This is a genomic window from Clostridium thermobutyricum (assembly GCF_000371465.1).
Taxonomy (GTDB): domain Bacteria; phylum Bacillota; class Clostridia; order Clostridiales; family Clostridiaceae; genus Clostridium; species Clostridium thermobutyricum.
This window is the reverse complement of sequence record NZ_KB850956.1, coordinates 1,523,586-1,538,176: the sequence shown is the minus strand read 5'-3', so window position 1 is coordinate 1,538,176 and position 14,591 is coordinate 1,523,586. Positions and strand designations below refer to the sequence as shown.

Below are 14,591 nucleotides of genomic sequence, written 5' to 3'. Positions count from 1 at the left end.
AATATACTATAAGCATTTATTTTTATTTAAAAATATTATGATATAATGTGTAATATAAATTTATAAATGAAACTTTATAATAATAGAAGTAGAAGTTAATAATAGGTATAGGGAAGAAGAAAGGATTTTTATAATGATAGATTTATTAAATAAAATAGCAGAAAGTTCTATTTTAGATGGACTAATAGAATGTAATTATGGTTTAGAAAAAGAAAATATAAGAGTAACTAAAAATGGAGAGATTTCTTTAAAGAGTCATCCAAAAGTTTTTAAAGAAGATAATCCTTTTATAAAAAGAGATTTTGCTGAAAGTCAAATGGAAATGGTTACTCCAATATGTCCCTCAATAGATGAAGCATATAATTTCATGGAAAATTTAAATAATATAGCTTCTTTAGAATTAGAAGATGAATATTTATGGCCACAAAGTAACCCACCAGCACTTCCAGATTGCGAAGAGAAAATTAAAGTGGCAGAACTAAAAGATGAAAAAGCAAAAAAATATAGAGAAAATTTAGTTAAGAAATATGGTAAGAAAAGACAACTTGTAAGTGGAGTACATTATAATTTTTCATTTAGAGATGAATTTATAGAAAAATTATATAAATTACAAGACAGAAAAGAATCTATTAGAGAATTTAAAAATGACTTATATTTTAAAATAGGAAGGAACTTTTTGAAGTATAAGTGGTTCTTAAACTATTTAACTGGTGCAAGTCCAGTTTTTCATAAGAGTTATGTAGAGAAGTGTAGAAACTCTAGTGAAAATTTAAATGGTGACGATTTTTACTTTAAAGGAGTAGGATCATTAAGAAACAGTAGATGCGGATATAGAAATGAAGAAGACTTTTTTGTTTCATATAATTCTTTAGAAGAATACATAAAGGATATAAGAAAACTTATAAATGATAAGTGCATTCAACAAGCGAAAGAATATTATAGTTCAATTAGATTTAAATCAAAAGAAGCGGGAGATATGCTTGATAATTTAGAGGAAAATGGAGTTAGATACATAGAAATTAGACTTCTTGATTTAGACCCAACTACTAAATTTGGAATATCAAAAAATTCTCTATATTTAATACATTTATATACACTTTTCTGTCTTTTTAAAGAAGATGAAAAATATACTTTAGAAGTTCATAATGAATGTATAGAAAATGATAATAGAGCTATTAAAAATAGTGAGGAAAGCACTTTAATAATAAATGGAAAAGAAACTACTGTTAAAGAAGCAGGACTTAAAATAATAGAGGAAATGGAAAAAATAAAAACAATAGCATTTGATAATACTGAATATGAAGAAATTTTCTCAAGAATACTTAAAAAATCTAGATTAAGATTTGAAGATAGTAATGCAACTATTGCAAGTAGACTTATTCAAGGTATAAAAGAATGTAACTATATAGATTATTATACAAAAATAGCTATAGAAAATAGAAAAGAAAGTGAGAGAAATGCTTTTAAATTAGTTGGATACGAAGATTTAGAACTTTCAACACAAATATTAATAATAGAAGCTTTAAAACATGGAATAGAATTTGAAATTTTAGATAGAGAAGAAAACTTTATTGCATTAAAGTTTAATGGTAAAATTGAATATGTAAAACAAGCAACAAAGACAAGTAAAGATAATTATATAACAGCTCTTATAATGGAAAATAAACTTGTTTCTAAAAAAGTTTTAGAAAAAGAAAATATAAGAGTTCCATTAGGAAATGATTATACTTTTATAGGTAAGGCTATTAAAGATTTTTCAAAATATAAAGGAAGAAAGATAGTTATAAAACCAAAAACAACAAATTTTGGAATAGGAATAACTATATTTAAGAATCCTCCAACAGAAGAAGAATATAAAAAAGCACTAGAGTTAGCTTTTAAAGAAGATAATTCTGTTTTAATAGAAGAGTTTATAGAAGGAAAAGAATATAGATTTTTAGTTATTAATGATGAGGTGGTAGGAATACTTCATAGAGTTCCTGCAAATGTTAAAGGTGATGGAAAATCTAATATAAGAGAACTTGTAAAAGAAAAAAATAAAGATCCATTAAGAGGAAAAGGATATAAGACACCTCTTGAAAAAATAAGACTTGGTGAAAGTGAAGAAATGTTCTTAAAAAATAATGGATTAGATTTTGATTATATTCCTAAAAAAGATGAAATTGTTTATTTAAGAGAAAACTCTAATATAAGCACTGGTGGAGATAGTGTAGATTTTACAGATGAGATTCATACTAGTTATAAAGAAGTTGCAATAAAATGTGCAAAAGCTGCAAGAGCTAAAATAACTGGTGTTGATATGATGATAAAAAATATATATGAAGAAGAAAATGGAGATAACTATGGAATAATAGAGATAAACTTTAATCCGGCTATTCATATTCATTGCTTCCCATATAAAGGAGAAAATAGAAAAGCTGGTGAAAAGGTAATAAAACTTTTATTCCCAGAAATAGAATAACTAGAAGGTGAACAAAAGATGAAAATAATTAACCCATATAAGTATGAAGGAACCTTTTTTAAAGGTAATCTTCATACTCATTCAGAAAATAGTCCATGCGGTCATTATGATTTAGAAAAAATAATAGATATGTATACTTTTTATAAAGTAGAATATGATTTTTTAAGTATAACAGATCATTGTATGATAACTGATTTAAGCTATTTAAAAGATAAAACTGATATGTTATTAATACCTGGAGTAGAATATAAGATAAAGGAAAAACAAACTTTAGGTATAAATGTTAAAGAATATGATGATGATGGAAAAGATTATACAAATCATAATGAGCTTTTTAAAAAGGTAAAAAAACAAGGTGGAATAAATATAATTTGTCATCCACATTTAGGGGCATTAGATTATTGGACAACTGAAGAATTAATGAAATTAGAAGGCTATGTAGGAATAGAAGTATTCAATAATAATGTTAGAATGGATTGCAAAGGAATAGCTGTTGCATCTGATGTTTGGGATGAACTTTTATCTAATGGAAGAAAAGTTTATGGTTTTGCTAATGATGATATGCATATATTTTCTAGAGTTGGTGGAGGATGTAATTATGTATTAGCAGAAGAAAAAACAATAGATTCTATTATGAATGGAATAAGAAGAGGAAGTTTTTATGCATCTTTTGGAGTAAAAGTAAAAAATATAGAAGTTTATAATGATATCATTTCAGTAGAAAAAGGTGACGATAGAGTGCCTTACGTTTATTTTAAATTTATAGGTAAAGATGGACGAGTTTTAAAAGAAGAAAAAGGAATTAAAGGGTTTTACAGAGTAAAAGGTGATGAAGGCTATGTTAGAGTAGAAGTTTATAGAGAAGATGGATGTAGAGCATGGCTTCAACCATTTTTTATAGAAAAATAATTAATTTTAATTATTAATTTAATATATATTGGGGAGTGTTATTATGATAAAGCATATAGTTGCTTGGAAATTAAAAGAAGAAAATAAAAAGGAGAATGCATTAAAAATAAAAGTTGCATTAGAAGATTTAAAAGATTTTATACCAGAAATAAAACATATAGAAGTTGGAATAAATTTAAATAATACAAGTGCAGCGATGGATGTTGTCCTTTATTCAGAATTTGATAATATGAATGATTTAAATAGTTATCAAGTAAATCCACATCATGTAAAGACAAGTAATTTTGTAAAATCAGTTGTTACTGAAAGAAAAGTAGTAGATTACGAAGTTTAATATAAAGCTATCTCAAAATTTTTTGAGATAGCTTTTTTATTTTTTATAAAAGTTAAATATTGACAATAAGCTTAGCTTGTTATATAGTTAGTTATATAAGTAACTAACCAAGGGGTGGAAAATGGATTTTGATGAATTAAATAAACCAATATATCAACAATTAGCAGAAGAAATAGAAGACTACATTTTAAAAGGAATATTTAAAGAAGAAAGTAAGATACCTTCGACAACAGAATATTCAACTAACTATAGGATAAATCCAGCTACTGTAAGAAAAGCATTTGGAATATTAGTAGATGAAGATATAATTTATAAAAAACGTGGAATTGGAATGTTTATAAAAGAAGGAAGTAGAGAAAAAATAAAGAAAAAACGAAAAGATCAATTTTTTATAAATTATATTCAAAAAACTTTAGAAGAGGGAGAAAAACTAGGAATATCTAGCTTGGATATAATTGAATTAATTAAAGAGAGAGGTAATTATGGGAAATAGTATAGTATTTAAAAATGTAAGTAAGTCTTATGGAAAAGTTAATGTATTAGATAATATATCTTTTAGTATTGATGAAGGAAAAATATATGGACTTATCGGAAGAAATGGTGCTGGAAAGACAACTATTTTGAATCTTATAACAGATAGAATATTCAAAGAGTCTGGAGAAGTAAAAGTATTTAATGAAGATGTACATGAAAATGAAAAGGCTCTTAGAAAAATTTATTTTATGAGTGAAAATATTTATATGATTAAATCAATGAAAGTAAAAGAATTTTTTAATTGGATGAGTAAATTTTATAAAAATTTTGATGTTAATTATGCAAAGGAACTGTGTAAGAAATTTGATTTAGATATTAATAAAAAGTTTGGTTCTTTATCAACTGGATATAAAACAATTTATAAAATTATAGGAGCACTTGCATCTAATGCAGAAATTATAATATATGATGAACCTGTATTAGGTTTAGATGTAAATCATAGAGAATTATTTTATAAAGAGCTTCTTAAGAGCTATGATAAAAATGAAAATACTATTATAATATCAACACATTTAATTGAAGAAGTAAGCGGAATAATCGAAAAAGCTATTTTAATAAATAAAGGAAATATAATTTTAGATGGGTATATAGATGAAATTTTATTTAAGAGTTTTAAAATAAGTGGTGAAAGTAAGGCAGTAGAAAAATTTATAGAAACTAAAAATGTTATTAGTAAAGAGAATTTTAATGGAATAACAAAAGCAGTAATTTATGATGAGATAGAAGAGAAAGCTATATCAGAAATTAAGATAGAAAAAATTAAACTACAAGATTTGTATTTAAGCTTTACGAATAGGTAGGTGTAAAATGGATAAAAGGGTTATTAAATATGTATTTAAGGATATTAAATTTAATTTATTAGTTTATTTTCTTAGCTTAATATTGTTTTTAATGATTATGTATTCTCTTAAATATTTTAATTTAATTGAGAGGATAAGTGGAGTAGAAATAATAGGTGCTTTAGTGATTTTAATACCTAATAGTGGTAAGATTTTATTTGATTTTTTATTTCTAAAAGGAAATAATTTCAAAAGAAGAACTATAGGAATAGTTTATTTATTTTATGGAATTACTTTATCAAGTATAAATGGTTTAATTGTAAATTTAATAGATTACATCTTAAATGGAACTATGATAATAGAAAATTATATAGATTTAAATACAATATATTTTAAATTTGTATTTGTTTTTGGAATAACATTTATAGGATTGCTTTGTATATGGATATTTGCTTTATTAATTTATAGAGTAGGAGAAAATAAGTTTTTTAGTTTAATTAGTATTATATCAATGTTTATATTATTTAAAATGATTAAGGACTCAATTTTGAATATACCTTTAAGTTTAAATTTTATTATTTCAAGCATTTGTCTATTAAGTGGAATTTTAATTTTTGTATTTTATTGGAGAGTTAAAAGGTTTAAGGTTATTGGAGGAACATTTGAATGATAAAAGAGAGTGGATATTTAAAATATTTTTTTAAATTAGAATATATAGTGTTATTAATTTTTTTATCTGTCTTTAATTATTTTAATAGTCATGGAGACATGATGGTATTTATATTTTTTATATTTAATTCAAGTATAATTACAGAATATATTAAATTAAGTAATATGATGAAATATACAAGAGGAAAGATGTTTAAAGATATTATAGTAGGTTCACTAATAATGGCAACAGTATATTGTTCATGTATTTTGAGTATATCTAAATTATTTAACTTAGAAGGAATTTTTGGAAATTATGGGGTACTTGGAATAATTCAAATAGTAGGAATATATTTATTATCAGGATTATTAGGAATTAAAGTAGGAATATTTACAAGTAATAATTTAAATGCCGGAAAAAAATTTATTTTTAAATTAAGTGTTTTATGTGGGATATTATCTGTACTTATAGTACTAGGTATGGAATTTACAAATTACTTCCAAGTGTTAAATATAATTATTTTTGGTAATTATAAAATAATTGCGGATATATTATTAATAATTTTTATAGGTGTAATTGGTACAGGGATAGTTTTTAATATAAGAAAAAATATTTTGAAATTAGAATGGAAATAAAAAAAGCACTCAGATTTGAGTGCTTTTTATTAACGTCTTTGAATTCTTGTAGCTTGTTGACGAGCTTTTTTGATTTCTGAATGGTCTATTGGAATTAAATCTCTCTTAGCAGTAAGGTTTAATATGTTTTGAATTTGAATTACAGAAGCATCTGCTTTACCTTTAACACCAGTAAGACCCATTATCATAACCTTATGCCCTTTATTTAATGGAATAAATTCAGGTTTCTTAAACCATTTATTTTTCTTGTATTTACATTTAACAGCACCTTTACCAGCGTCAGGTTTAACAATAATATCTACAATTAATCTGTGAAAGAAAATATAATTTTTTTCTTCTATTTTAAATGAAACAACAGTACCAGCTGTACTTGTTATTCTGTCTCCGTATTTTTGAAAGTATGAATCTCTAAAATAATTATTAAATTTATCTTTGAATCCCATAATTAATTCTCCTTTATTAAATAATAAAAATAAGTCCTTAGCTTTTGTTATAGAACATAACAAATCTATTATAACATAAAAATATTTTTAATAAAATATCAAAATTTATTTAATGTAGCATAAATAATAGGGTTTAAGTAATATTTTATAAGAGGATGAATATAAAATACTAATTGTTAATGAAGGGAGAATTTTAACAATAAAATATATAAATTTAATTATGGGCATTAAAAGAAAATAGATTTATAGTATAATTAATAAGTAAAGTGAAAATCTTAATGGGGGAAAAGGAAGCGGAAAAAATGAATGTTGGGTTATTAGATATATGTAATAGCGTAATGGATACTTATAAAATAGTAAAAGAGGGTTTACGATTTGATGGAGAATATATAAATCATTTTTCTTCAATTATATTTGGGGGTGAAGGAAAAGAGATAAATATAGAAGAAATAAAAAAAATAAGAAAATATATAAAGAAAATGACAAGTCAATTATCAAATTTTAGAGGAGATACTCTTTATATGATTTCTATACTTATTAGTAAGGAAGAAAATCCAAAGTTGTTTTCTGATAAATTAATTAATATAAATGAAAATTTGCAAAATATAGGCTTTAAAGATTCACCAGGCTTGATATTAGCATCATATGCAATATGTAAGCATGGAATTAATGGATTAGAAGATAAGATTTTTAATAATACAAAGCTTATATATGATCTTTTAAGAAAAGAATTTAAAGATATAACTGATGAAAATGATTATTTGATTTGTGCTTTATTAGGGATAAAATGTGCAAAAGAAAATGAGGATGCAAGAGAAACAGGGGAATTTGTTGAATATATGTTTAATTACTTATTAAGTCTTAAACATTACTCTAAAAATCATCTTCAAATGTTAGCTACAAGTGTCTTATTAAATGAAAATATAGAATCTCAATTTGAAGTAAAAGACTTAATAAGAACTTTTAGAGAACATGATATGGTAGTTGGTGATGAATTTTTATCCTTAGTAGGAGCTGCAGGTAGAAATGAAGATATTCAAAATTATATTTTTAAAGTAAATGAAGTTATAGAATATCTTTGTGAAGAAGAAGGAGCTTATTCATATTATATGGATAAAACTTTTAGAGTTATGATAGGTATATCTATAATTGAATTTTATAATAGAAGAATAGATCAAAATTACAATAAATATTTAGAAGAACTTTTAGCTTTTTCAGTATATTCTTTTTTATTAAGCAGAAAGCAAGGACTATTTGAAGAAGCTTATGTTTAGAGAGGAAAGAGATGAAAAAGATTATTTTACATGTAGATATGGATGCGTTTTTTGCATCAGTAGAACAAGTAGATAATAAAAGTTTAAGAGGAAAACCAGTAATTGTTGGTGGGGTAAGTGAAAGAGGAGTAGTTTCAACTTGCTCATATGAGGCAAGAAAATATGGAGTTTCCTCTGCTATGCCTGCCTTTATAGCAAGACAAAAATGCCCTACTGGTATATTTTTACCTGTTAGACACAATAGATATAAAGAGGTGTCAGAAAAAATATTTAAAATATTTAGAGAAGTAACACCATTAATTGAACCTTTATCAATTGATGAGGCTTATTTGGATTTATCAGAAAGTACTTTTAAGACAGGCGAAGAGGCAGCAAAGTATATAAAAACTAGAGTTTATAGAGAACTAGGATTAACTTTATCTATTGGAATTTCATATAATAAATTTTTAGCAAAGCTTGCATCTGATTGGAATAAACCAAATGGAATAAAAATTATAGATGAAAATATGCTACCAGATATTTTATTTCCTTTACCAATAAGAAGAATACACGGTCTTGGAAAAAAGGCATGTGAAAAGCTTAATAATATGGGAATATTTAAAGTAGAAGATCTTTATAAGATGGATAAAGAATTTTTTATTAAATATTTAGGGAAATATGGAATTGAAATATATGAAAGAATAAGAGGCATAGATAAAAGAGAAGTAAAAGTAAGTAGAGATAGAAAATCTGTAGGAAAAGAAAAAACTTTAAAAAGTAATACAAATAATATAGATGAATTAAAAGAATATCTAATTGAGTTTGCTAAAAAAATAAATGAAATTTTAGACAAGACAGATAAAAGTGGAAGAACTATAACTTTAAAATATAAAACAGGCGAATTTCAAAATCATACTAGAAGTAAAACGTTATCTAAATATATAAAAAGTTTTGAAGATATATATGAAGTAGGGTGTGAGCTTTTAGAGGAAACGCCTATAGAAGAAGAGATAAGGCTTATAGGACTTAGTATTTCTTCGTTTAGGGAAGAAAAGGAAGTACAATTGAAATTATTTTAATGAAAACATTTTATTATAGGAGTTTAATGAATTGACATAATAGTATATAAGCTTCTATAATTAAAATGTGAATAAAAGGTTAAGGAGTGACCAAGGATGAATAAAAATGAATTGGCTAAAATGATAGACCATACTTTATTAAAACAAGATGCTACAAAGAAAGGAATAGAAAAACTTTGTAAAGAAGCTTTAGAATACAAATTTGCATCAGTTTGTGTAAATCCTACTAGAGTTAAAGAAGCTAGTGAGCTTTTAAAAGATAGTGAAGTAAAAGTTTGTACTGTTATTGGGTTCCCTTTAGGAGCAACAACAACAGAAGTTAAAGCTTTTGAAACAAAAAATGCTTTAGACAATGGTGCAAATGAAATAGATATGGTTATAAATGTAGGAAAATTAAAAGATGGAGATCTTGAATTTGTTAAAAAAGATATACAAGCTGTTGTAAATGAAACAAAAGGAAGAGGTATAGTTAAAGTTATTATTGAAACATGTCTTTTAACTGATGATGAAAAGGTTATCGCATGTAAATTATCAAAAGAAGCAGGAGCTGATTTTGTTAAAACTTCAACTGGTTTCTCAACTGGAGGAGCAACAGAAAAAGATATAAAACTTATGAGAAAAACTGTAGGAAGTGATATGGGAGTTAAAGCTTCAGGAGGAGTTAGAGACAGAGAGTTTGCTTTAGCTTTAATAGAAAATGGAGCTTCAAGAATCGGAGCATCAGCTTCAATTGAAATATGTGAAGGAAAAAAATCAAATAGTGATTATTAAAAAAAAAGCTAATTAGAAATTTTCTAGTTAGCTTTTTTATGTTTCATAAAATTATATCTTTTTACGTTAAAAGTATCCCTAAAACAAAATATTGGAATATTAATATAATATATGAATTCTTTAAGGAGGAATTAGATCAATTTATTTTGTAAATTGGTTCAAATATAGATATGAAAAACAAATTAAATCCTAATGAAATAATATTTTGTTTAAATTCTGATGATAATGTGAGTGAAAAGAATATTGATTTATTGGATGTACAAGAATTTAAAACTCCTTATGATAAAATAAAACGAATTTTAAAGATAAAAAAATCTGAATATAATATTTATCTTATAGATTCATTTTTAAAAGAAAAAGTAAATACATTAATATCAATTATAGAAAAAGAATATGAAAGTTTAGAAGCTCCAAATGATATTTGTTATGCTTCTATAAATGATAAAGAAAAACCATTTCCGATATTTGTAAGTAATGGTCGTGGGATTCAATTAAAAGAAGATATTAAAGTTTTAAAAGAAAAATATAAAACTACTATATTAGAGTTTACATCAGATAGTTATACAAAAGAAAAAGATGATATATTAAATAATTTAAAAGAAAGTAGAGATAATCATTTAAATGAACTTATAACACTCGCAACAAATGAAGGATTTGAGATGAAAGCAACAAATGACGGCTTTGTGTTTATACCTTTAAAAGATGGAAAAGAAATGAGTGAAAATGATTATGATAATTTAGATGAAGAGATAAAAGATCAATTAATTAATAAAGCAGAAAAACTAAAAGAAGAATCATCTGAAATTTTATTAGCATTAAAAGATGTAGAGGTAACATCTTTAAAAAAATTAAAAAATATTTTAGGTGAGTATATAGAAGAAAAGTTAAAAGATTTTAAAGACGATATTCTATTAGAATATATTGTAGATGATGATGTATATAATTATTTGGACACATTTTATAAAAAAATAGAGGAAGAGCTTATAGAAATTTATAATATTGATATAGAGGAAGAAGAAAAAGAATTAGATAAGATTATAGAAAAATATTCTATTGAGGTGATTGTAGATAATAGTGAGTATAATCACCCTAGAGTAATATTTGAAGATGATCCTAATATAGGAAAATTACTTGGAACCATAGAATATGAAAATCAAAATGGAAATTATACAACAGATCTATCTCTTATAAGTGCAGGATCATTATTAGAAGCTAATGGAGGTTGTGTAATATTAAGGCTAAAGGATCTTATAGCAAATAATTCATATCAATATTTAAAAAAGGCTTTATTATCAAAAAAATTAACTTTTGATTCAAATAGAAATTATTTAGAAGTGTTATCTATTAATGGATTAAAGCTTGAACCTATAAATATTAATGTTAAAGTAATTTTAATAGGTGATTATGAAAGCTATAATATTCTATATAATAATGATGAAGATTTTAAAAATCTTTTTCCAGTTAAAGTTCAGATTCCTATAGAAGTTAAATTAAATGACAAAGTTAAAGAAATTAAAAACCTTATAAAAAATATAAGAGAAAAAAATTGTGATTTAGAAATAACTGAAGAAGGAATAAATAGTATAATTAAGTATTTTGTTAGAATTGCTTCTAGTAGAGAAAATATAAATATAGATTATAAAGAAATTGAAAAAATTATTTTGTTAAGTGAACAAATTGCATATAGCGAAGAAAAAGAAATAATTGATAAAGATATAATAAATAAAGTCATATATGAAGATGATATGATTGAAGAAGAATATATCAATATGTATAAAGAAGATAAAGTCTTTGTTAATCTAAAAGGAAAAAGAGTAGGAGATATAAATGGACTAGCAGTATTAGATACTGGAACTCATACTTTTGGAAAAACTATGAGAATTACTTGTAATGTATTCAAAGGTGATGGGACTGTACATGATTTACACAAAGAAGCTAAGTTAAGTGGAAAAATTCATGAAAAGTCTATTTCAATTTTGAAAAGTATACTTTTGAGCAAATGGGATAAAACACAAAATTTGCCTATTAATCTTTATTTAAGTTTTGAACAAAGTTATGGATTAATAGAAGGAGATAGTGCATCAGTTGCAGAAATGATATGTATGCTATCGGCTATAACAGAGAGAGGTATAAGACAAAATATAGCTGTTACAGGATCTTTAAATCAATTTGGAGAAGTACAGCCAATAGGTGGAGTAAGTGAAAAAATTGAAGGATTCTTTAAAATTTGTAAAGAATTAAATTTATTGAAGGGTTCAGGAGTGTTAATTCCTAGAACAAATATAAATGAATTAGTATTAAATGATGAAGTTGAAGAAGAAATACTAAAAGGAAATTTTTCTATATATTATATGGATAAATTAGATGAAGCTATAGAAATATTAATTTTAGATGAAAATGAAAGTGTAGCTGATTTTAATAGATATTTAGTGGATAAAATTGAAGAGTATACGAAATAATTTAAAAGCAATTTATTTATGAAAATAAGTAAATTGCTTTTTATTTCTAAAAAATAACGAACGTATTGACTGTAAATATTATTATATGTTAAAATATGGAAGAAAAGAACAGTAAAATAAATAGGGAGGTGAGCTACTCTAATATAAGATATTAGAGTGATATGTATGTATCTTAAGTTTAATGACTACGATAATATATTAGAAATAGCCTTAATTGGCGAATTAGATCACCACAATGCAAAAGAGGCTAGAGTTAAAATGGATGATAGGATAGAAAGAGGAAATATAAAAAAAGTAATCCTAAATTTTAATTCAGTTACTTTTATGGATAGTTCAGGTATTGGGGTTGTTGTGGGGAGACAAAAAAAGGTAAGTAAAAATGGCGGCGAACTTTACATAGCAGGAGCTAATAAAAGTATAAATAGAGTTTTTGAATTATCAGGCTTATATAAAATAATAAAAAACTTCAGTACTGTAGAGGAAGCATTAAATTGCATTTAAATTGGAGGGGTTTAAATTGTACGATAATAAAATAAGTATAGAATTTTTAAGTAAATCTGAAAATGAAGCTTTTGCTAGAGTTGCAGTGTCTGCATTTGTAGCACAGCTTGATCCTACTATAGAAGAATTAACTGATATTAAAACAGCTGTTTCAGAAGCAGTTACTAATTCAATAATTCATGGATATGAAAATAGAGAAGATGGTAGAGTAAGAATTGATGCTGCGCTAATAGATGATGAAGTTGAAATAATTATAAGTGATTTTGGTGTTGGAATAGAAAATGTGGAAAAGGCAAAAGAACCATTATATACATCAAGACCAGATTTAGAGCGTTCAGGAATGGGATTTACTGTAATGGAAAGCTTTATGGATTCTTTAGAAGTATATAGTGAAAAAAATAAGGGGACTAGGGTGGTTATTAGAAAAAAAATTGAAGTAATAGGTCAGGTATAAAGCATGAATATTGAGAATTTAAGTAGAGAGGAATATGATTATGATAATAATTGTAAACTTTTGCCTTTAGCTAAGGCTGGAGATGAAAAAGCTTTAAATAGACTTATAGAAATGAATTTACCTTTAGTATCTTCGATAAGTAAAAAATTTCTAAATAGAGGATATGATTATGAAGATATTTTTCAAATTGGTTCTATAGGATTAGTTAAAGCTATTAAGAACTTTGATGATTCTTTTAACGTAAAATTTTCTACTTATGCAGTCCCAATGATTATAGGTGAAATAAAAAGATTCTTAAGAGATGATGGAATAATAAAAGTAAGTAGAAATGTAAAGACATTAGGAAGAAAAATTCATTTTTATAAAGAAGAGTTAGTTAAAACTTTAAATAGAGAGCCAACTATAGAAGAGATTGTAGAATACTCTGGAATTCCAAAAGAAGATATAGTAATTGCTATTGAAGCTTCATCAAGCCTTCAATATTTATATGATACAATACATCAAGATGATGGTTCACCAGTACTTTTAATAGATAAATTAAGTGAAAATGGAGAGGAAGATACTTCTTTAATAGATAAAATTGCACTAAAAGAAGCAATCGGATGTTTAGATCAAAAATCTAGACAAATAATAATGCTTAGATATTTTAAAGACCAAACACAAGTACAAGTAGCCAAATTGCTTGGTATAAGTCAAGTTCAAGTGTCAAGAATAGAGAAGAAAGTATTAAAGAAAATGAAACAAAAATTAGAAGAGTAAAATTTTAAATCAGCTTAAAAGAGAAATCTTTTAAGCTGATTTTTTTAATTTAATAAAATTTGATTATTTTGAAATAATAAGATAGAGGAGTGATTGAAATTATGAATAATAAAAATAATAAAAAAGAAAAAAAACTACAAAAAAAATTTGAACAATTAGCTCAGGAAAGTGAACCAAAACCAAAGTTAGCTAAAAATTGTATTATGGCTTTTATAGTTGGAGGAATAATCTGTGTAATAGGAGAATTTTTTGGAAAGATTATTTTAGAGTTAGGAATTCCAGCTGAAAATAAAGGGACTATAGTATCTATTGTAATGATATTCCTAGGTGCACTTTTAACTGGTGTTGGAATATATGATAAAATTGCGATTTTTGGTGGAGCTGGAACTGTAGTTCCTATAACAGGATTTGCTAACTCAGTTGTAGCACCTGCAATTGAATTTAAAAAAGAAGGTTTTGTTTTTGGTGTTGCAGCAAAAATATTTACGATAGCAGGACCAGTACTTGTATATGGAATTGGCTCATCAGTAATTGTAGGACTTATATACTATATAATTAAGCTATTTTAGAG

At 24.9% G+C, this 14,591-nt stretch carries 16 protein-coding genes; 15 read left to right on the top strand and 1 reads right to left on the bottom strand.

Annotated elements, in window-relative coordinates:
• The first annotated feature begins 133 nt into the window (after positions 1-133).
• The 7 genes from gshAB (at position 134) to HMPREF1092_RS07115 (ending at position 6,301) form a co-directional block, all read left to right on the top strand.
• Positions 134-2,461, top strand: coding sequence for a bifunctional glutamate--cysteine ligase GshA/glutathione synthetase GshB (gene gshAB / locus HMPREF1092_RS07145; RefSeq protein ID WP_002597975.1), 2,328 nt, complete (start codon positions 134-136; stop codon positions 2,459-2,461).
• A gap of 18 nt (positions 2,462-2,479) precedes the next feature.
• Complete coding sequence (locus tag HMPREF1092_RS07140; protein WP_002597974.1) at positions 2,480-3,370, top strand: CehA/McbA family metallohydrolase domain-containing protein; 891 nt, start codon at positions 2,480-2,482, stop codon at positions 3,368-3,370.
• 43 nt (positions 3,371-3,413) lie between these two features.
• Positions 3,414-3,704, top strand: coding sequence for a Dabb family protein (locus tag HMPREF1092_RS07135; RefSeq protein WP_002597973.1), 291 nt, complete (start codon positions 3,414-3,416; stop codon positions 3,702-3,704).
• Between the two features lie 121 nt (positions 3,705-3,825).
• Positions 3,826-4,197 (top strand): GntR family transcriptional regulator, encoded by a 372-nt coding sequence (locus HMPREF1092_RS07130; protein WP_002597972.1) that lies wholly within the window; start codon positions 3,826-3,828, stop codon positions 4,195-4,197.
• The gene (locus HMPREF1092_RS07125) at positions 4,187-5,038 is read left to right on the top strand and encodes an ABC transporter ATP-binding protein (protein WP_002597971.1); all 852 of its coding nucleotides are present in this window, start codon (positions 4,187-4,189) and stop codon (positions 5,036-5,038) included. Before HMPREF1092_RS07130 ends, HMPREF1092_RS07125 begins: the two co-directional genes overlap by 11 nt.
• 7 nt (positions 5,039-5,045) lie before the next feature.
• Complete coding sequence (locus HMPREF1092_RS07120; RefSeq protein ID WP_002597970.1) at positions 5,046-5,687, top strand: hypothetical protein; 642 nt, start codon at positions 5,046-5,048, stop codon at positions 5,685-5,687.
• The gene (locus tag HMPREF1092_RS07115; RefSeq protein WP_002597969.1) at positions 5,684-6,301 is read left to right on the top strand and encodes a hypothetical protein; all 618 of its coding nucleotides are present in this window, start codon (positions 5,684-5,686) and stop codon (positions 6,299-6,301) included. Before HMPREF1092_RS07120 ends, HMPREF1092_RS07115 begins: the two co-directional genes overlap by 4 nt.
• A 29-nt stretch (positions 6,302-6,330) precedes the next feature.
• On the opposite strand, the gene HMPREF1092_RS07110 is transcribed toward HMPREF1092_RS07115, so the two are convergent.
• Positions 6,331-6,744 (bottom strand): hypothetical protein, encoded by a 414-nt coding sequence (locus tag HMPREF1092_RS07110; protein ID WP_002597968.1) that lies wholly within the window; start codon positions 6,742-6,744, stop codon positions 6,331-6,333.
• A gap of 302 nt (positions 6,745-7,046) precedes the next feature.
• Here HMPREF1092_RS07110 and HMPREF1092_RS07105 point away from each other — a divergent pair, with 302 nt between their 5' ends.
• The 8 genes from HMPREF1092_RS07105 to spoVAC all read left to right on the top strand — a co-directional run bounded on the left by HMPREF1092_RS07105 (position 7,047) and on the right by spoVAC (position 14,589).
• Positions 7,047-8,018, top strand: a complete 972-nt coding sequence (locus tag HMPREF1092_RS07105; RefSeq protein ID WP_002597967.1) for a DUF4003 family protein — start codon at positions 7,047-7,049, stop codon at positions 8,016-8,018.
• Between the two features lie 11 nt (positions 8,019-8,029).
• Positions 8,030-9,076 carry a DNA polymerase IV gene (locus HMPREF1092_RS07100; protein ID WP_002597966.1) on the top strand — a complete coding sequence of 349 codons (1,047 nt, stop codon included), beginning with the start codon at positions 8,030-8,032 and terminating at the stop codon, positions 9,074-9,076.
• Positions 9,077-9,172: 96 nt separating this feature from the next.
• Positions 9,173-9,847 carry a deoxyribose-phosphate aldolase gene (deoC, locus tag HMPREF1092_RS07095; protein ID WP_002597965.1) on the top strand — a complete coding sequence of 225 codons (675 nt, stop codon included), beginning with the start codon at positions 9,173-9,175 and terminating at the stop codon, positions 9,845-9,847.
• Positions 9,848-10,017: 170 nt separating this feature from the next.
• On the top strand, positions 10,018-12,306 hold the full coding sequence (locus HMPREF1092_RS07090) for an AAA family ATPase (RefSeq protein ID WP_002597964.1): 2,289 nt from the start codon (positions 10,018-10,020) through the stop codon (positions 12,304-12,306).
• 165 nt (positions 12,307-12,471) lie between these two features.
• Positions 12,472-12,807 (top strand): anti-sigma F factor antagonist, encoded by a 336-nt coding sequence (gene spoIIAA, locus HMPREF1092_RS07085; RefSeq protein WP_002597963.1) that lies wholly within the window; start codon positions 12,472-12,474, stop codon positions 12,805-12,807.
• A 16-nt stretch (positions 12,808-12,823) separates the two neighbouring features.
• Positions 12,824-13,261, top strand: coding sequence for an anti-sigma F factor (gene spoIIAB, locus HMPREF1092_RS07080; RefSeq protein WP_002597962.1), 438 nt, complete (start codon positions 12,824-12,826; stop codon positions 13,259-13,261).
• A 3-nt stretch (positions 13,262-13,264) separates the two neighbouring features.
• Positions 13,265-14,020 carry an RNA polymerase sporulation sigma factor SigF gene (gene sigF, locus HMPREF1092_RS07075; protein ID WP_002597961.1) on the top strand — a complete coding sequence of 252 codons (756 nt, stop codon included), beginning with the start codon at positions 13,265-13,267 and terminating at the stop codon, positions 14,018-14,020.
• Between the two features lie 101 nt (positions 14,021-14,121).
• Complete coding sequence (gene spoVAC, locus HMPREF1092_RS07070; RefSeq protein ID WP_002597960.1) at positions 14,122-14,589, top strand: stage V sporulation protein AC; 468 nt, start codon at positions 14,122-14,124, stop codon at positions 14,587-14,589.
• The last annotated feature ends 2 nt before the right edge of the window (positions 14,590-14,591 follow it).